Origin of the sequence: Mesorhizobium sp. B2-4-7 (assembly GCF_006442685.1) — a bacterium.
GTDB lineage: Bacteria > Pseudomonadota > Alphaproteobacteria > Rhizobiales > Rhizobiaceae > Mesorhizobium.
The window spans coordinates 226,299-243,130 of record NZ_VFVH01000004.1 but is presented as its reverse complement, the minus strand read 5'-3'; the positions used below and the strand labels follow the sequence as shown (position 1 = coordinate 243,130).

The following is a 16,832-nucleotide window of genomic DNA, read 5'->3' as shown; positions in this document are numbered from 1 at the left end:
GGGCGGCAACGGAAGGAGGCCAAAAATGGCCGAACGGTCTTTTGCCAAGGAAGTCGAAAAGCTGAGGCTCGGCGCGGGCGAGGAATTTGCCGGCGAAGGCATCCTCGCCATCACCAAGGCGCTGCTGCAATGCGGCGTCGGCTATGTCGGCGGCTACCAGGGTGCGCCGATCAGCCATCTCATGGACGTGCTGGCCGACGCACAGGACATTCTGGGCGAACTCGGCGTGCATTTCGAGGCGAGCGCCTCGGAAGCCACCGCCACCGCCATGCTGGCGGCCTCGGTGCATTATCCGATCCGCGGCGCGGCGACCTTCAAGTCGACGGTCGGCACCAATGTCGCCTCCGACGCGCTCGCTAATCTGGCATCTGGCGGCGTCACCGGCGGCGCGCTGATCATCGTCGGCGAGGACTATGGCGAGGGCTCCTCGATCATGCAGGAGCGCAGCCATGCCTTCGCCATGAAAAGCCAGGTCTGGCTGCTCGATCCGCGCCCGAACCTGCCCTCGATCGTCAAGGCCGTGGAAGACGGCTTCGAGTTGTCCGAGGCCTCCAACACGCCTGTCATGCTGCAGGTGCGCATCCGCTGCTGCCATGTCCACGGTCATTTCACCGCCAAAGACAACAAGCGGCCGCCGATGACGGTGGCCGATGCGCTGGAGGCGCCCCGCCGCGACACCGGCCGCATCGTGCTGCCGCCCGCTTCCTTCCTGCACGAGAAGGAGAAGGTCGCGAAGCGCTGGCCGGCGGCGGTGGATTTCATCAAGAGCCGCAAGATCAACGAGATCTTCGGTTCCGATCACGGCTCCGTCGGCATCGTCATGCAGGGCGGCATGTACAATTCCGTCATCCGCGCTTTGCAGCGGCTCGGCCTTGCCGACACCTATGGCGAGACCGACGTGCCGCTCTACGTGCTCAATGCCGTGTATCCGTTGATCGACGACGAGTTTCTGTCCTTCTGCGAAGGCAAGCAGGCGGTGCTGGTCGTCGAGGAAGGCCAGCCCAACTACATCGAACAGGCCTTTGCCGCCATGCTGCACAAGGCCGGGCGTGGCACCCGCCTGGTCGGCAAGGAGCACCTGCCGATGGCCGGCGAATATACCGGCCAGGTCATGCTCGACGGCATCGGCGCCTTCCTGCGCACCGAGGCGCCGCATCTTCTGCCCGGCGAAGTGCGGGCTCCCAACAAGGTCGGCGACGGCGTCGACACGGCGGACCTGATCAATGTCGTTCCAGGTCGACCGCCCGGTTTCTGCATCGGCTGCCCGGAGCGGCCGATCTTTGCCGCGACAAAACTGGTCGAACAGGAACTCGGCAAGCACCACATCGCGTCCGACATCGGCTGCCACCTGTTCTCGATCATGCCGCCCTTCGAACTCGGCGCCACCACAATGGGCTACGGGCTCGGCCCGGCCTCGGCCTCGGCCTTCAATTCACCCGACGCCAAGCGCCGCTCGATCTCCTTCGTCGGCGATGGCGGCTTCTGGCACAACGGCCTGACCTCCTCGATCGGCAATGCGGTGTTCAACAAGAACGACGGCGTCATCGTCATCGTCGACAATTTCTACTCGGCCGCGACGGGAGGACAGGATATCCTGTCGTCTCGCGCCGGCAACAAGACCAAGTCGACGAAGCATCCCATCACCGAGGCCGTGAAAGGTATGGGCGTCAAGTGGCTGCGCCATGTCGACCGCACCTATGACGTCGGCAAGATGCAGGACACGCTGCGCGAGGCGCTGACCACGGACGAGAAAGGCCCGAAAGTCATCGTCGCCTCGTCGGAATGCATGCTCAACCGCCAGCGCCGCGAAAAGCCCCTGGTCGACAAGGCGATCAAGGGTGGGACGCGCGTCGTCAAGCCGAAGTTCGGTGTCGACGAGGATATCTGCACCGGCGACCACGCCTGCATGCGGCTGTCCGGCTGCCCGTCGCTGTCGGTGAAGTCGCTCGACGATCCGCTGCGCGACGATCCCGTCGCGAGCATCGACCAGAACTGCGTCGGCTGCGGCAATTGCGGCGAAGTCGCCGATGCGGCGGTGCTGTGCCCGTCCTTCTATCGCGCCGATGTCGTGCACAATTCGAGCCGCTGGGACCGTTTCCTCGAGAGCGCCCGGCGCGCCGTCATCGGTCTTTTGCAGCGTCGCCGCGAAGGCCGCCGTCTGGTGTTCGCCGATGCTTGATCACAACGCCTCATTACGCCCGAAGACAGGCGCCGCCGACGACGAACGCGTTATCAAGCTTGCGGTGCTTGCCGTCGGCGGCCAGGGCGGCGGCGTGCTTGCCGATTGGATCACCGACGTCGCCGAGCGCAACGGTTACGTGGCGCAATCGACCTCGGTGGCCGGCGTCGCCCAGCGCACCGGCGCCACCATCTACTATGTCGAGATGGCCCGTGACACCGGCCGCCTGCCGGTCTTCGCGCTGTCGCCCTCGCAAGGCGACGTCGACATATTGATCGCCGCCGAGCTGATGGAAGCCGGCCGCGCCATCATCCGCGGCTTTGTCACTCCCGACCGCACGACGTTGATCACCTCTTCGCACCGCATCGCCGCCGTGTCGGAAAAGATCGAGCCCGGCGACGGCAGGGCGTCGTCGTCGAAGGTGCACGCGACGGCTGAAGCCGCATCGAAGCGCTTCATCGCTTTCGATATGGAAAAGATCGCCGCCGACAGCGGCTCGATGATCTCGGCCAGTCTGCTTGGCGCGCTGGCCGGCTCCGACGCTCTGCCGTTCACGCGCGAAAGCTACCAGGAGGCGATCGGCGCCGGTGGCCGCGGCGTCAAGGCCAGCCTCGCCGCCTTCGCCGCCGCCTATGATCGCGCGCGCGGCACGGCATCATCGGCTGCGCCAAAGCCGGCGGAAGCGGCTGTCGTCGGCTCCGCCCTGGCCGCTGGACAGGTGAGTGGCCCGCAAGACCTCCTGCGAGGCTGGCAGGCCCTGGCCGCCCGCATCGACGTGATGCCCGTGGCGGTGCGCGACATGGCGCTGCGCGGTCTGCGAAAGGTCGTGGACTATCAGGACATTGCCTACGGACGCGAATATCTCGACCGCCTGGACAAAGCCGTCGTGCTGGACGGGCCTGATCGAGCCTATGCCCTCTCGATCGCCGCCGCCAAGCATTTGGCGAACGCCCTATGCTACGACGACATGATCCGCGTCGCCGACCTGAAGACGCGCTCGACCCGCGACAGGCGCGTGCGCAAGGAGGTCGGCGTCAGGGATGGCTCGGTCCTGCAGGTGACCGAGTATTTCCATCCGCGCATCGAGGAGTTCTGCGGCACGCTGCCGGCGGGGCTGGGCAGCTACATCGAGAACCGGCCGAAGCTCGCCGCCTTCCTTGACCGTCGCATCAATCGCGGCCGACGCATCCGTACCGATAGTTTTGCCGGCTTCACCGCTCTGTGGTTCATCGGCGGCCTGCGCCGCTGGCGCCGCCGCCTGCTGCGCCACAAGGTGGAAGCCGCACATCTGGAGAGCTGGTACGCGCTGGCGCTGGGCCATGCGCGTGAGGACTATGCATTGGCCGTCGAGATCCTGAACTGCCGCCGGCTGATCAAGGGCTACAGCGACACCCATGTCCGTGCCCAGTCGAAGTTCGACCGCGTGCTGTCGGCGCTCGACCTGCTCAAGGGGCGCGCCGACGCCGCTGACTGGATCAGGCGGCTGCGCGAGGCGGCGCTGAAGGACGAGAAGGGCGACATGCTCGACGGCGCCCTCAAGACGGTGGCGACGCTGGGGGCCGGGCCGACACACTGAGGCCGCGTCGCGCCGTCACCGTGTTTCGACTTGTGAATGAAGCGGCGCAGCTTGCGGGAAAAGATGCAGCAGTCCTGAATCGGCGCGGCGGCGCAGATGTGCATCCACCTCGGCCCGGTCAGCACAGCCATGGAACCTGCCGCCGCAATGGTTACGCAACCGCACCAGATCAGACATGACGGGTGACATCGGCAGGCCGGCGGCATCGAGCAGGCTTGCGCTGAGAAAGGCAAGATCGAGCGACGCCATATCGGGCATCGGGTGACGCAGTGGATGATGGAAGGTCGTGAGGGTGTAGAAGGTGCGATAGGCGAGCGAGTCAAGCTTGGCCAGCGCGTCACTGCCTGCGGTCGCATCGACAAACGGTTTGGTCGCCGAGGACTGGTGGTCGCCGAATTCGAGCACCACGGCGCCGCGCCTGCCGGCCTCCGCTTCCCGCTGCTTGAGAAAATCCTGAAGGTCGCCGCGCGCGATCGCCATGCGGCGCAGATATTCGCCGGCCTGGAAATCGTTCGCGAAAGGCTCGCCTTCCATCTTCAATCCCGGCTCCATCCGCCCCTCATAGGGCGAGTGCGGAAACATGGTCTGGATTTCGAGGAACAGTGGCCGGCCGTCTTCCCGGCGGTGCCTGGCGATGAATGCCTCCGCCGCGTGGTAATAGAAACGGTCGCGCAGATGGTAGAAGGGCGCGGCGATATCCTTGATGTCGAGGACGTTCTCGAACCCGATCGACTTCAAGAAAGGCCCCTCGTTGACGAAGGTAAAGTCCATAGGCGTCATGACGGCCGTTCGATAGCCGCAGCGCGCCAGCAACTCCGGCAACACGCCGGCGACCTTGTCCTGTAGCGTGATCGTCAGATAGGGACTTCGCCAGCCGAAATCGCTGGCCGAAACCCCGGTCATCAAGGACAAATTGCTGATCCAGGTGCCGCCGCCGAACGTCTCGACCTGCATCGGGCGGGGCTCGCCAGCGGCAGGTGCAAATCGCTGCAGGAATCCCGGGCCACCGGCGATCTGCGGAAAATAGCTTGGATCGGACTGGCTTTCGCTCAACACGAAGAAAATATCGGGAAGCGCTGCCCGGTCGCCGCAGTCGACCGTGTCGGCGAAGGGTGGCTGTGGCGCGACGGCCTGCAGCCGCTGCTCGAACGCCGGCTCGACGACCAGGTTACGCAGATCCATCAGTGAGATGAAGAAGGCCGACATGTGCCGGCCCTGCATATAGTAGAAGTACCGGTCCTTCGAAGCCTCGGCCGGAAAGGTCAGCGGCACCAGCGTGACGAGGACGGCCAGAAGCAGGGCGCGCGCCGATGCGGGCCAGCCGAGCTTCCGGTCGGCGCGAAAGATCAGGATCGCTGCGGCGATGCCAAGCACCAACGCCGCGGCGACAGGCAGGATGAGGTGGAGATAGGAGCCGAGCAGGAAGCGATACACTCCCGGATCCGTGGACACGAAGATCGTGTCGTAGAAGTGCAGCGAGAACCCCTTCATCCGGAATTTGACCGCCGAGATCAGCGTCACCAGGGCAACGGCCATCCAGGCGAGATAGACGGAAAAGGCGAGACGCCCCGATGTCAGGAACACCGCTCCCGCGAGCGCCGCCACCAATGTCAGCGAGAACGGCACCGACAGCCATTCATGCTCGGCTCGGCCGGCACCAAAAACGCCCGCAAGGCTGATCAGCACCAACGCCAGCGGATGGCAGAAGGCCCGCAAAGGCCCTTGAGGTCGAGATATGGCTTTCCCCACGAACATGTCTTTGCGTTCCTTTGGGGGAGCTTTGTGTCATTTGCAGCTTTCGAACAATTCCATAGTAAATTTAACCTTAATCGCCATCTGCAACCGGAATTCAGACGACCAGATCGCGCATCGGCTTCACCGTCGCGGACTCCGGGAACACCTTGTCGCCGAGCACCGCCGCCGAAAGCCCGAACTGGTCGGCGAGCAGGCCTTTCAGCACCGCCCTGACATCGCTGGTCGGCGCCAGGTCGCGCTGCTCGTAGAGCTGGGCCGGCTTCAGGCCCGGCCAGTCGGCTATGACGCGGCCGCCCTTGATCGCGCCGCCGGCGAGCAGCACCACCGACCAGGGCGGCATCCGGCGGCATGGAGCCTTTGGCCGGGATAGCCACGTCAGCTCCTTGTTCAGGCCCAGCGCGGCGCATGAACCCGTTTTCGGCGCGATGCGCTCAGGTCGGATCGGTTGCTGCGGTCGAGGGGCCAGGCCGGTGAAGCGGCTGGCCCCCGCGCACGCTTACCAGTGACGCCAGCGGTGCCAGACCCGATGTGGGTGCCAGACAGGATGGGGGTGCCAGACGTGGAAGACCGGGCCGGGCCGGTAATAACGCTGATACACAACCCCCCGATTGGGCACGCAGCGCCCCCAGTGGTTGGGATGCCAGCCGGGGCCGCAACCCCATGCCACATGCTCGATCAGCGCCGGGGCGCTTGGCTGGGCCAGCATCGGCGTGGCGGATGCCGCCGCAACGGTCGCGGCCGTTCCGGTCAAGGCAAGCGCGGCGGCGGCCGCGTATTGTGTCAGACGGTTCATGACGATACTCCAAATGGTCTCGAAGTTGAAAACCTGTTCGCACCAAGCGGTCCGGCAGGTGTGCCCTTCTTGCCTTAAACGGCGGCTTCGGCGCATTCCGTCGGTGCTTATGGCGATTTTTTTGGCGCCGGCGGCAACGCGGCGCGTCTTGTCAGCGCCTCAGCCAGCACGGCGCGATCCTCGGCCGAACTTGCCGCGGCAAACTCGACGATGCGCTGCTCCAGCCGCATGCGCATGGTGACGTCGGCGTTGCGGGCCCGCTCGAGCGCGGCCGTCAGCGCTGCCGTGTCGAGGGTGGGCTGCCGCAGCAGGTCGGCGGCCTCGCGCCTGGCCTGCTGGCCGTCGAGGATGACCTGGCGGGATTCGCGCCGGACCTCACGCAACGCCTTGCGGAATATCCTGCGTTCCTGGTCCGGAAGCCGGCCTCCGGCCGCTTCCAGCGAATAGCCCTGGCCCGCCTTGCCACTTCTCAGCCAGACGGCCCCGCCGGCAAGGGCGCCGGCCAGGAAGACGTTCAGCGCCACGGACGCGATGAGGAGCTTGCGGCCCGTGCTCATAGGTTTTCCTCGATGGTGTCGTCGGGACCGGCATCGCCGAACGCCGTCGCATTGGCGTCCAGCACATACTGATCGGGCTGAACCTCAGGCGTGGCGACGATCACCAAAGCCGATCCGGCAACCGCGCCGGCCAGGCCGATGCCGGCAAGTCCCAGTCCCAGCCACCACAAGCGCTGGCGCGAGCGTTGGGCAAGATGCCGGTCGGCAGCCCTCACTATGCCGCCGTGCAGCGCCTTGCCGGGCGCCTCGACGCGATAGCTGTCGAGCAGGGCGTCGAGCTTGCCGGCATCCCTCAGAATGGCCGCGCCCGCGTCGCTTGCGGCAAGGATGCTGCCGGCCGCGCGTTCGGCCTGTGGCCATCGCCGCAAGTCGCCGCCATAGGCTGCCGCCAGCGCGGCAAAGCGTTCGGCATCCATCGTCGGTGCGTCCCTGGATCGGTCAGACATCGGTCTTTCCCTTGCCTGTTGGCCCCTTGCCCGCTGGCATCGCGTGCCCGCACGGCGCGGCGATCATCGGAGCCGGCCGCCAGGCGGTGTCGGCAAGGCGCGAACGCTGCGCCTTCATGGCGGCGCGGTTTTCATTCATGGACATCGTCCCTGGCCAGGATCGCCTGCAGCGCCCTGCGCCCGCGCGAAAGCAGGCTCTCCAGGGCATCGACGCTGATCTCCAGGGTCGTGGCCGCCTCGATGTTCGACATGTCCTGATAGTAGACCAGGATGATGGCTTCGCGCTGCCGCGGCGCGATGGCTCGCAAGGCCTGTTCGACGCGCCACGTGTCTTCCCGCGGCTGGGTATCCGGAAGCGGCGCCGGGTCTACCACCTCCGGCAGATCGTCTGTCACCCATTCGCGGCGGCGGCGCAGCCGGTCGTAGCAGAGGTTCAGCGTCACCCGGTGGATCCAGGTGTCGAAGCGGGCATTGCCGCGCCGCCAGCCCGAGGCATGGCGCCAGAGTCGGACGAAGGTCTCCTGCGCGACATCCTCGGCTTCCGCCGCGTCGCCCAGCATGCGCACGGCAAGCGCCACGATACGCGGCAGTTTGCGCGCGACCAGCGTTTGCACGGCCGCCGGATCGCCGGCGCCGATACGACGAACCAGATCCTCGTCCGGATCCGCGCTCATCGGCTGGCGCACCCCTGATGGTCATCGCGTGCCATTACCCCCGTTCATTGCTCCGCCTTGGGAGCGGTTTTATGGCCCGGCATTTCGTCGACGCTCAGAACGCCGTCGCCATTCTTGTCCAGCCTGGCGAAGCGCTGGGCGAAGAACGCATCGAGCTCGGCGCGGTCGATGAAGCCGTCATGGTTCGAGTCCGCGCGCGCAAAGGACTGTGTCGGGTCGCCCTTGGTGCCGCGCTTTGCCTGGAGGACCTCCCATTCCAGCAGGCTGATCTTGCCGTCGCCATCCGTGTCGGCGGCCATGATCGCCTTCTCACGCCGCTTCTGGAACTTGGCCAGCGTGATTTCGGGCCTGGTCTTTGACGTGGCTGGCGCGGCAGCGGGGGGCGGTGCAGAAGGGGACGTCGCGGCCGGAGGCTGTGTCGCCGTCTGGGCGAACGCCGTGGCGGTCAGCAGGCTCAAGGCAGCGGCAAGGATCGAACGGCGTATCATGCTGGCGTCTCCGGTTAGCGCGCTGCCATGGCATTGTGCCGTGGCGACGCTTCTCCCGTTAAACGCAGCGGCGGTAGAAATCCGTCGGTGACTTTTGTGCCGGCAGGCGCATGCCGCAACAACGCGCCCGATCGGGCGCTGCTTGCGCCATGTTCGAACCCTTCAGCCGAAGGGCAGGAACTAGAGCAATTCCAAGAAAAGTGTGTACGGTTTCCCCGGGAAAAGCGCGTAGCGCTTCCCTATGGAATTGCGTAAAAACAAAGAGATAGAGCGTTTCGCCGCTTCCGCGAAGCGGTGAACCGCTCTATGTCGATTGGTCCGCCACCACCAGCTGGTCCGGCTTGAAGCCGGCATGCTGCGGGGTCCATACATCGCCCTCGCGGTTGAACCAATGGCACATATATGTGCCGGAGGCGGCACCGTCGCTTATCGTCATCTTCGGGCCTCCGGACTTCAGCTTGACGACGTCTCCGGTCTTGAAACTGTTGGGCATTTTGACCTCCCATGCTGACGCCGGGAGTTTCACATCAAACCTCGGTCTCGACAATGGCGGATGCATTCGGCCAGCATCGCGATCCACAGTGCCAGGCGGCGTTTTGAGGTCGGGTCTCGGTCGCAGTTGCAGATTCGGTCGCAGTTGCAGCAATGTGTCTTGCCGTTTGTTGTCGAAATTGGATGTTGAAATTCCTGTTCGGCTGGTGGAGATTGATCCTCTGCTGAGTATTGAGCGCGGCTATCGCTTCGGCGATGCTGCCGATCTGGCACCATGAGTTTCGGACGGAGTTCTATCGAACCGTGATCAGAAGCAACAAACAACAGCAACCCGCATGCAGTCTCGTGCCGAATACAGTAGAGTTGCGACATTGAGTGAGAGAGGCTTGAAGCGCTTGGGGAAAAGCGAAGGGTTCCCATCAGAGCGCCGGAGGAAATGATTCGTCACGTTATGGTTGCTGCCTGCCCCAACGATCAAGCCGCTGATCAACGCCGGCTGGCAGGGGGGAGTACATGCCCGGGAAAGCATTGAGAGGAGGCCGGTTTGGCGAAGGCCAAGGGGATCGCTCTGGAGATTGCAGAGCATAGCGCAGCGAATCCCGATGCACAGAAGCCGCTGCGCAAGCGCTTGTTCGATCACCCGCTTCTCGTGGTTAAGCGGAAACTGTTATATCGCCTGCTGCACCCCCAGGCGCCACGGCACCCTGTGCCGCTTACAAAGCCGGTCCTCGTCGTGGGCTCCGCGCCGGTCTCGAACCCGCCGGTGGGTTTTCAGCGCGATGCTTTCACACTCTTTACCGTGAATGGCTCGCAGACCGTGACTGCCCGCTGGGGGATGGGTACTCCTGACGCGACATTTCTTTACGTCAACCAACTTGACGCGACCAAGCCCAACGCTGTGGCCGTGCGCGCCGTCTTGACCGGCCAGGAGACCGATCTGCTCTGGATTGTGCGTGCACACCGCACGATGGAGGAATTGCGCTGCAACATCGCGGCCTTCAACTACCGCTGTCGCGACCTGCGCACGATGACCCGTCACCAGCGCATGGCGCTCTACGAAGCAGTGATGGGTGTGCCCAATTTCGAGATGCATCTGGAGGAGAAGTTCTCGACCGGGATCACGGCGGTCCTTTACGCCTTGCATAACGGCGCGCCGGCCGTGATCATCACGGGTATTGACCCAGGTTCGCACGGCCATGTGTACAACAAACTGAACATCGACCGGATGCACGTCGGTTCCGACCGTGCCACCCTGCTGGCGCTGTTGGCGCTCGGTTTCCCCCTTTATACGAGCGATCCGCACGTGGCGGACTCGCTCGGTCTGCCACTCTGGACGGGCCAGGCCAGGAGATGTGAGGTCCAATAACAACGGTCGATGTGGCTTGCTGGTGAGCTGTCTCAAATGTGAGTGCGACGACCCGCTCGACAGGTCCGTCGTCAAGAGGCGCGATGCCGGTTGCTTGGCTCTTGTCGCGCAAAAACACCATCGACACCTTCAGAGATGAAACGCTCGTGGCAACCCGGACACACGGCATTGCGAATGTGCTTCTGGTCTTCCGCGTGCAGTGCTGCCATGCTAGATTCGTCTAAATTCACATCAGATTATAGAACTGCCACATGATACCAATCTACATTGGCTATGATCCGCGCGAATCCCGAGTTCTAGACGTGGCGCGATGGAGCGCCTATCGGCGGACAAGCACCCCGTTGCAGATACAGCCGCTCGTGCTCAAGGACCTTGTAGCCCAAGGAATCATGACGCGACCGATGGAAGTACGTGACGGTAAGCTCTGGTGCCCGATTTCCGAGGCGCCGATGGCGACCGAGTTTGCCATATCGCGCTTTGCCGTTCCGTTCATGGGGCAAAGCGGCTGGGCCATGTTCTGCGATTGCGACGTCCTGTTTCTGAAGGATCCGGTCAAACTGCTCGATCTGCTCGATCCTTCCTACGCGATCATGGCGGTCAAGCACCAGCAACGCGAATCCGAAGCGGTCAAGATGGACGGACAAACGCAGACGTTCTATCGCCGCAAGAACTGGTCGTCGGTCGTTTTATGGAATCTGGATCATCCCGCCAACAAGCGGCTGACCAACGAGATGCTCAATACGTGGCCCGGACGTGACCTCCACGCCTTCAAATGGCTTGAGGACCACGAGATCGGCGAATTGCCCCTGGCGTGGAACTACCTCGTCGGGGCTTCGGCTTCCGAACTCGATCCCGCCGATGTCTCGCTGGCGCATTATACGCTCGGCGGCCCTTGGTTTGCGGGTTGGTCCGGCACCACGCAATGGGACGAATTGTGGAGCCGGGAAGAGAGCATCCTGCGCGCGTTTGAGGAACAGGCGGTTCAGATTCCCGGATGAAAACTCCGCTTTCGGATCTCTTGCCAATCTTCCAAAAACCAATTCTTCGCCTGCCCAGGGCCACAGGTCCCGCCTTGGTGATGGGGTCGGCGCCGAATTTTCGCCTCCCGCAGGGATATGATGCCGATTGGGCACTTGTGACCGTCAATGCTTCCCAGCTTTTGGCGGAAACCGTCGGCCTCCCCGTTCCTGATATCGCCGTTATCCGCCGCGGCATTTTTGTCGACGCCAGCGAACAGGATTTCTACAAGCGTGATCTGTTAAACGGACGCCAGGCAAAGCACCTGATCATCCCGGTTTGGCCCGATGTCGAGGACAAGCTGAAAGCCGGTTGTCGCACCTTCAATTATCGTTATGAAACCTTGCAGGCGCTTACCAAATGGCAGCTTGCCAACGTCGTCTGGCAGCTTAGCGGCAAATATCATATGTTCCGCGGCTGGCACCGGAAGATCTCCACCGGAGCCTTCGCGATCATACTGGCGCGTTTCGCCGGCTTTGCCCCTGTCGTCGTCAGCGGGTTTTCCCTGTCCCAGGCCGGGCACGGATACGACACCCGAAACGCCTTTCGATATCACGCCAACGAAGATGCGGCCCTGCTTGGGCGGGTGGTGAGAAGAGGCGAACCGATCTATGCGGAGGATAAAGACTTCGCGGCCGAAAGTGGATTACCCTTGTGGCAGGGACAGATGCCATGACGGCGACGTCAGCAGGGGCTGGGGAAGTGGTGCCGCTTGCGTGACTCGAACACGCGACCCCATCATTACGAATGATGTGCTCTACCAACTGAGCTAAAGCGGCCCGGGAAGCGTTAGGCCTCCAAGATGGGCTGGGTGATAGACTCAACCGACGGCGAATTCAAGATGGGCGATCGCGAATTCAGGATGCGGCCCGGCAATTCGTGTTGCGCGTCGTTCCGCCCCGACGCATCGCCGACAAAGCCGGCTGCCACGCCCTTACCGATCGGCCGGGACATTGCGCCTGGCGCCGTGCCTCCCTGCCGGCAAAGATCGATGAAGCATGTTGATTTCGTTGCCGGAATACCGCCAAGATGGACTTTGGACACTCCAACGAGGCAGAATGCGGACGCTCGCCCGTTGATTGATTGGTCGGCTGCGGCTAACGATCATGGCGAGGTTTGGGCAACGCACAGAGGGATCTCGCTTGGACGCAATCGAAAAAGCGATCCGGAACGCCCTCGAAAGAGGCAATGCCGAGGACCGCGCATACCGCGAGAAGGTCTATCGCTCGGCTTTCGCCGCGCTCGACCGCGCGCTCCAGGCCAATCCCGGCGTGACGGTGGAAGTCGCCATCAAGCGCCGCAAGGCGATACAGGCCAAGATCACCGAAATCGAATCCGAATTCCTGCCGGCGGTGCCGGATGTCGCTCCCCAGGCTGAGTCCGATGCACCGGCGGTCGAGCTTCCGGCGAGCCCGGCCGCACCCGCCGCAACCGGCGAGAGCGCCGCACCGCCCGCAGTTTCCGTCGACGAGCCTGCGCAGCCGGCTGCCGATGCCCCGCGCTCACGCGTCTTGCCGGTCGTTCCAGACATCATGCCCGACGCGACCCTTTCCGGCGTGCCGTCCATCGACATGTCGGCTCCCGCTTCGTCCGAGGCGACGGCTGAAGTGGCGCCCGATCGCGACGAGAGGCGCATCAGGGGCCGGCGGCTGCCGCTGACCGCCATCTTCCTCACCGTGACGCTGCTCGCCGCGGTCGGCATCGGGCTGTTTTTCGCCATGCAGACCGGCGTCTTCAAGACCCAGGCTCAGCTCGACACCGCTCCGCCCGAAGCGCCGCCGACCGTCGAGGACGACGATTTCACACCGGCCGATGGCGAGACCGGGCCGGAAAAGCCCGGCGCTGCCGATCAGGCGCGCAACTGGATCAACGTGTTTTCGCCCACCGACCCGGCGCATGTCAGCGCTCCGTCGGACGCCAAGGCGGAAACGATGAAGGACGATTCCGGGCCATTCCTGCGCATCCAGTCCGGCGCTTCCGGTTCGGCGATCAGCTTCGATGTCGGGCAAGGCGTGCTGGAGAAGCTCGCCGGCAAGCACGCCGTGTTCGATATCGTCGCCCGCGCCGAGGACGGCAAGGACACGCAGATCTCGGTCGACTGCAATTTCGGCGAGCTTGGTGATTGCGGCCGCAAACGCTATGCGGTCGGCCAGCAGCGCAACGAATATCTCTTCGACGTGAAATTCCCTGACAAGCGGCCCGGCTCGGCCGGAACGATCGCCATCAACTCCGATTTCGACAAGCAGGGCAAGGCGGTCAACATTTACGAGATACGCGTCTCCGTCGAGCCTTGAGCGCCGGCACCGGAGAGGGTGCGATCAACGATCGAGCAGCGCCTGCAGCGTCTCGATGCGGTCGGCCTCGTTGGCGGGCTTGTCCCAGCGCAGCCGCGAGATGCGGGGAAAGCGCATGGCAACGCCGGATTTGTGACGCGTCGAACGGTTGAGCCCTTCGAAGGCGACTTCCAGCACCAGCCCGTTGTCACGGTCGGCGCGCACCGAGCGCACAGGCCCGAAACGCTCGATCGTGTTGTCGCGGACATATTTGTCGATCTGCCTCAATTCCTCGTCGGTGAAGCCGAAATAGGCCTTGCCGACCGGCACCAGTTCCTCCTCGCCTTCCGCTCCGGACCAGACGCCGAACGTGTAATCGGAGTAGAAGCTCGAGCGCTTGCCGTGGCCGCGCTGGGCGTACATGAGCACGGCGTCCACCGTGTGCGGGTCACGTTTCCATTTGAACCAGGGCCCCTTCGGCCGGCCGGCGACATAGGGCGAATCCCAGCGCTTCAGCATCACGCCTTCGATGATCGGGTGCGGCGGCGCCCGGCGCAGTTCCTCCAGCGCCTGCCAGTCCGAGAACGCGACGAATGGCGAAAGATCGAAGCGGCTCGGGTCGAGCGTTTTCACGAAGTTTTCGAGGCGGACGCGCCGCTCCCGGAAGGGCAATCCCCGCAAATCCTCCGCGCCGACCTGCAAAAGGTCGTAGCAACGCATGAAAGCCGGATATTGCTGCTGCATCTTCAGTGACACCGTCTTGCGGTTCAACCGCTGCTGGAGATCCGAGAATGTCCCTGTCGCTTCCCGGGGATCGCCGACCAGCAATTCCCCGTCGAGCGTGGCCGAGAAAATCATCGCCTCGGCGAGGTCGGGAAAGGCGCCGGAGACATCGTCGCCGGTGCGCGAATAGAGCCGGCGGATGCCGCCTTCCGACACCGCCTGGACGCGGATGCCGTCCCACTTCCACTCGGCCGCGTAATCGGCGGGGTCGAGCCTGTCGAGATCGCCGTCGCCGACCGGGTTGGACAGCATCACCGGCCGGAACAGTGCCCGCGCGGCCCTCTCGGGCTTTGCGGCCTTGCCTTCCAGCCATGCGAACAAGGCTGTGTACGGCGGCGACAGCCCGTGCCAGAGTTCCTCGATCTCGGCGACGTCGACCTTGCCGAAATCCGCCAGTGCCTGCTTGGCCAGCCGCGCCGACACGCCGATGCGCAACCCGCCGGTGACCAGCTTGATGATGGCGAAGCGGGCCGAGATGCCGGCACTGTCGAGCAGGTTTGACAGCACTTTCGGGCCGTCGGAGCGGCTCGCCGCCTGCAGCTTCGCGACCACCTCACCGAGCGTCGGCTCACGGTTCGGTATGGTTCCGGGCGTCTGCGGCCAGACCAGCGACACGGTCTCGGCGAGATCGCCGACATAGTCGTAGGAATAGCCGAACAGCACCGGGTCCATGCGTTCGGTCACCAGCATGCGCAGCATCGCCGGCTTGATCGCGGCGATGTTGAGATCGCCGGTGATGGCAGCCAGCGCCAGCCCGCGATCGGGATCCTCGACGCTGCGGAAATAATCAGTCAGCAGCGTCAGCTTGCCGTTGCGCGACGGCGTCAGCACAAGGCGGTCGAGCAGTTCGGCGAAGCGATTCATGCCATCAATCGCCCTCGTCCTCATACCCCACCAGATGCAGTGGCCGCGCCGCGATCCCTTCGAGTTCGCACCAGCGCACCAGCGCCTCCTCGCGGCCGTGTGTCACCCAGATTTCCTCTGCGCCGGTCTCCTTGATCGTGGCGGTCAGTTCGTCCCAGTCGGCATGATCCGAAATGATCAGCGGCAGCTCGACGCCGCCCTGCTTGGCGCGCTGGCGGATGCGCATCCAGCCCGAGGCGAAGCAGGAGATCGGATCGGGAAAGCGCCTCGCCCAGCGATCGGCGAAGGCGGCCGGCGGACCGACGACGATGGCGCCGGTGAAATCATCCTTGCTGGCGCTCTCCACTGTCGCCGGCTCCAGCGTGCCGAGATCGATGCCCTGGCTCTGGTAGTAGTCGCTGAGCTTGGCCAGCGCGCCGTGGATATAGATCGGCCTGTCGTAGCCGGCGTCGCGCAACAGACGCATCACCCGTTGCGCCTTGCCCAGCGCGTAGGCTCCGATGAGATGCGAGCGTTCGCGGAACTGCGCCGCCGATTTCAGGAGCCGCGCGATCTCCTCCTCGTCCGGCGGGTGGCGAAACACCGGCAGGCCGAATGTTGCCTCGGTGATGAAGACGTCGCACGCGATTGGCTCGAACGGCAGGCATGTCGCGTCCTGCTGCCGCTTGTAGTCGCCGGAGGCGACGATGCGCATGCCCTGATGCACGACCGCGATCTGCGCCGAGCCCAGCACATGGCCGGCCGGATGAAAGCTGATGTCGACGCCGTTGAGGGCAATTCGCTCGCCCAGTCCTGCCGTCTGTGTCGTGCCTGCAAAACCCTCGCCATAGCGAAGCTCCATGATGTCCAGCGTCTGCTGCGTCGCCAGCACCGACCCGTGGCCGGAGCGTGCGTGGTCGGAATGGCCGTGCGTGATCAGCGCCCGGTTGACCGGCCGCACCGGGTCGATGAAGAAGTCGCCCGGCGGGCAGTAAAGGCCCTCGGGCCGGGGATGGAGCAGGTCGCTGGCGCGCATTGTTCCAAGATAGTGGCTAATTCGGGCGCGGGAAGCCTGTTGCAAGAGACTGCTGACTCGGCCTACAGCCAAGCGCCAGGCAGCAGTCAGGCGACGCGGTCTGAGGCCTGTGGGTGCCTCTGCTGCGAAAAAGCCCCAATCGCATGCCGGATTATGTCGGGGCAGTGTCGTACGGAGGGATTTTCCATGCGCTGGAACATGATGGCCTTGGCCTCTTGCCTCGTTATGGCGGGCTGTGTCGGCAACTCCATGTCCGAGCGCCAGGACGAAAACGTCCAGTCTTCACTGCAATATGACAGCGTGCCTTGCGGCCAGTTGCTGGCGCAACGCAACGCCCTGGCTCGGCAATACAATCTGTCCCAGCAGGCCAAGCCGACATTCTCCAACCCCGCGATGGGCTTCGGCCCGTTCATTCCGGATATCCGCTCCAAGACCAAGCGCGATGCCGACAAGGCAAGCGGCGAGATCGACGCCATGAACCGGTCTATCGAGCGCCGCGATTGCGGCAAGCCGGACAAGCAGAAGAAGTTCGCTCTGCCCGGCTGACGCAGGTC

Annotated in this window: 17 protein-coding genes, 1 tRNA gene and 2 pseudogenes; 7 read left to right on the top strand and 13 right to left on the bottom strand. The window is 64.1% G+C overall.

From position 1 onward, the window contains the following. Nucleotides 1-25 precede the first annotated feature (25 nt). Together FJ946_RS14405 and FJ946_RS14400 are read left to right on the top strand one after the other, a co-directional pair. Nucleotides 26-2,179 (top strand): indolepyruvate ferredoxin oxidoreductase subunit alpha, encoded by a 2,154-nt coding sequence (locus FJ946_RS14405; protein ID WP_140564897.1) that lies wholly within the window; start codon nucleotides 26-28, stop codon nucleotides 2,177-2,179. Then, nucleotides 2,172-3,755: an indolepyruvate oxidoreductase subunit beta family protein gene (locus FJ946_RS14400; protein ID WP_140564895.1), complete on the top strand. Its 1,584-nt coding sequence runs from the start codon at nucleotides 2,172-2,174 to the stop codon at nucleotides 3,753-3,755. Before FJ946_RS14405 ends, FJ946_RS14400 begins: the two co-directional genes overlap by 8 nt. A 15-nt stretch (nucleotides 3,756-3,770) precedes the next feature. Here FJ946_RS14400 and FJ946_RS14395 read toward each other — a convergent pair whose 3' ends face one another. From FJ946_RS14395 to FJ946_RS14360, 9 genes and pseudogenes are all read right to left on the bottom strand, one after another. Next, entirely contained in the window at nucleotides 3,771-5,510 is a 1,740-nt protein-coding gene (locus FJ946_RS14395) for a sulfatase-like hydrolase/transferase (protein ID WP_246673030.1), read from the bottom strand. Between the two features lie 94 nt (nucleotides 5,511-5,604). Beyond that, a pseudogene (locus FJ946_RS14390) lies at nucleotides 5,605-5,838 on the bottom strand (hypothetical protein); the annotation flags it as partial. Nucleotides 5,839-6,006: 168 nt separating this feature from the next. Further along, nucleotides 6,007-6,303, bottom strand: a complete 297-nt coding sequence (locus tag FJ946_RS14385; RefSeq protein WP_140556771.1) for a hypothetical protein — start codon at nucleotides 6,301-6,303, stop codon at nucleotides 6,007-6,009. Nucleotides 6,304-6,410: 107 nt separating this feature from the next. Continuing rightward, nucleotides 6,411-6,860 (bottom strand): periplasmic heavy metal sensor, encoded by a 450-nt coding sequence (locus tag FJ946_RS14380; RefSeq protein WP_140556769.1) that lies wholly within the window; start codon nucleotides 6,858-6,860, stop codon nucleotides 6,411-6,413. Beyond that, nucleotides 6,857-7,306, bottom strand: coding sequence for a hypothetical protein (locus FJ946_RS14375; protein WP_140556767.1), 450 nt, complete (start codon nucleotides 7,304-7,306; stop codon nucleotides 6,857-6,859). Before FJ946_RS14375 ends, FJ946_RS14380 begins: the two co-directional genes overlap by 4 nt. Beyond that, complete coding sequence (locus FJ946_RS30770) at nucleotides 7,299-7,445, bottom strand: hypothetical protein (RefSeq protein ID WP_181165287.1); 147 nt, start codon at nucleotides 7,443-7,445, stop codon at nucleotides 7,299-7,301. Before FJ946_RS30770 ends, FJ946_RS14375 begins: the two co-directional genes overlap by 8 nt. Beyond that, nucleotides 7,438-7,980: an RNA polymerase sigma factor gene (locus tag FJ946_RS14370; RefSeq protein ID WP_140564894.1), complete on the bottom strand. Its 543-nt coding sequence runs from the start codon at nucleotides 7,978-7,980 to the stop codon at nucleotides 7,438-7,440. Before FJ946_RS14370 ends, FJ946_RS30770 begins: the two co-directional genes overlap by 8 nt. 44 nt (nucleotides 7,981-8,024) lie before the next feature. Then, nucleotides 8,025-8,468 (bottom strand): EF-hand domain-containing protein, encoded by a 444-nt coding sequence (locus tag FJ946_RS14365; protein WP_140547746.1) that lies wholly within the window; start codon nucleotides 8,466-8,468, stop codon nucleotides 8,025-8,027. 304 nt (nucleotides 8,469-8,772) lie between these two features. Next, nucleotides 8,773-8,961 (bottom strand): DUF2158 domain-containing protein, encoded by a 189-nt coding sequence (locus tag FJ946_RS14360; RefSeq protein WP_140496939.1) that lies wholly within the window; start codon nucleotides 8,959-8,961, stop codon nucleotides 8,773-8,775. Between the two features lie 543 nt (nucleotides 8,962-9,504). On the opposite strand from FJ946_RS14360, the gene FJ946_RS14355 reads away from it, so the two are divergent. Beyond that, nucleotides 9,505-10,326, top strand: coding sequence for a membrane-anchored protein (locus FJ946_RS14355; RefSeq protein WP_224671420.1), 822 nt, complete (start codon nucleotides 9,505-9,507; stop codon nucleotides 10,324-10,326). Between the two features lie 10 nt (nucleotides 10,327-10,336). On the opposite strand, the pseudogene FJ946_RS31135 reads toward FJ946_RS14355, so the two are convergent. Further along, nucleotides 10,337-10,472 (bottom strand): annotated as a pseudogene (locus FJ946_RS31135) (IS630 family transposase); the annotation flags it as partial. A gap of 213 nt (nucleotides 10,473-10,685) precedes the next feature. On the opposite strand from FJ946_RS31135, the gene FJ946_RS14350 reads away from it, so the two are divergent. Further along, entirely contained in the window at nucleotides 10,686-11,324 is a 639-nt protein-coding gene (locus FJ946_RS14350) for a hypothetical protein (protein ID WP_224618235.1), read from the top strand. Further along, a complete protein-coding gene (locus tag FJ946_RS14345; protein ID WP_140559695.1) occupies nucleotides 11,321-12,019 on the top strand; it encodes a hypothetical protein in 699 nt (232 codons plus the stop codon). The genes FJ946_RS14350 and FJ946_RS14345 overlap by 4 nt, the downstream gene beginning before the upstream one ends. A 27-nt stretch (nucleotides 12,020-12,046) precedes the next feature. On the opposite strand, the gene FJ946_RS14340 is transcribed toward FJ946_RS14345, so the two are convergent. Continuing rightward, a tRNA-Thr gene (locus tag FJ946_RS14340) sits at nucleotides 12,047-12,122 on the bottom strand. A 363-nt stretch (nucleotides 12,123-12,485) separates the two neighbouring features. Here FJ946_RS14340 and FJ946_RS14335 point away from each other — a divergent pair. After that, the gene (locus FJ946_RS14335) at nucleotides 12,486-13,637 is read left to right on the top strand and encodes a hypothetical protein (protein WP_140496901.1); all 1,152 of its coding nucleotides are present in this window, start codon (nucleotides 12,486-12,488) and stop codon (nucleotides 13,635-13,637) included. Between the two features lie 24 nt (nucleotides 13,638-13,661). On the opposite strand, the gene FJ946_RS14330 is transcribed toward FJ946_RS14335, so the two are convergent. Both FJ946_RS14330 and FJ946_RS14325 read right to left on the bottom strand, forming a co-directional pair. Continuing rightward, complete coding sequence (locus FJ946_RS14330) at nucleotides 13,662-15,263, bottom strand: cisplatin damage response ATP-dependent DNA ligase (protein ID WP_140564892.1); 1,602 nt, start codon at nucleotides 15,261-15,263, stop codon at nucleotides 13,662-13,664. A gap of 4 nt (nucleotides 15,264-15,267) precedes the next feature. Continuing rightward, entirely contained in the window at nucleotides 15,268-16,278 is a 1,011-nt protein-coding gene (locus FJ946_RS14325) for a ligase-associated DNA damage response exonuclease (protein ID WP_140564890.1), read from the bottom strand. A gap of 249 nt (nucleotides 16,279-16,527) precedes the next feature. Here FJ946_RS14325 and FJ946_RS14320 point away from each other — a divergent pair, with 249 nt between their 5' ends. Beyond that, the gene (locus FJ946_RS14320) at nucleotides 16,528-16,824 is read left to right on the top strand and encodes a hypothetical protein (protein WP_224655872.1); all 297 of its coding nucleotides are present in this window, start codon (nucleotides 16,528-16,530) and stop codon (nucleotides 16,822-16,824) included. The last annotated feature ends 8 nt before the right edge of the window (nucleotides 16,825-16,832 follow it).

Coding starts and splice junctions, on each gene's coding strand:
- FJ946_RS14405 (WP_140564897.1), top strand. CDS start 26: ATGGCCGAACGGTCTTTTGCCAAGGAAGTCGAAAAGCTGAGGCTCGGC.
- FJ946_RS14400 (WP_140564895.1), top strand. CDS start 2,172: ATGCTTGATCACAACGCCTCATTACGCCCGAAGACAGGCGCCGCCGAC.
- FJ946_RS14395 (WP_246673030.1), bottom strand. CDS start 5,510: ATGTTCGTGGGGAAAGCCATATCTCGACCTCAAGGGCCTTTGCGGGCC.
- FJ946_RS14385 (WP_140556771.1), bottom strand. CDS start 6,303: ATGAACCGTCTGACACAATACGCGGCCGCCGCCGCGCTTGCCTTGACC.
- FJ946_RS14380 (WP_140556769.1), bottom strand. CDS start 6,860: ATGAGCACGGGCCGCAAGCTCCTCATCGCGTCCGTGGCGCTGAACGTC.
- FJ946_RS14375 (WP_140556767.1), bottom strand. CDS start 7,306: ATGTCTGACCGATCCAGGGACGCACCGACGATGGATGCCGAACGCTTT.
- FJ946_RS30770 (WP_181165287.1), bottom strand. CDS start 7,445: ATGAATGAAAACCGCGCCGCCATGAAGGCGCAGCGTTCGCGCCTTGCC.
- FJ946_RS14370 (WP_140564894.1), bottom strand. CDS start 7,980: ATGAGCGCGGATCCGGACGAGGATCTGGTTCGTCGTATCGGCGCCGGC.
- FJ946_RS14365 (WP_140547746.1), bottom strand. CDS start 8,468: ATGATACGCCGTTCGATCCTTGCCGCTGCCTTGAGCCTGCTGACCGCC.
- FJ946_RS14360 (WP_140496939.1), bottom strand. CDS start 8,961: ATGCCCAACAGTTTCAAGACCGGAGACGTCGTCAAGCTGAAGTCCGGA.
- FJ946_RS14345 (WP_140559695.1), top strand. CDS start 11,321: ATGAAAACTCCGCTTTCGGATCTCTTGCCAATCTTCCAAAAACCAATT.
- FJ946_RS14330 (WP_140564892.1), bottom strand. CDS start 15,263: ATGAATCGCTTCGCCGAACTGCTCGACCGCCTTGTGCTGACGCCGTCG.
- FJ946_RS14325 (WP_140564890.1), bottom strand. CDS start 16,278: ATGCGCGCCAGCGACCTGCTCCATCCCCGGCCCGAGGGCCTTTACTGC.
- FJ946_RS14320 (WP_224655872.1), top strand. CDS start 16,528: ATGTCCGAGCGCCAGGACGAAAACGTCCAGTCTTCACTGCAATATGAC.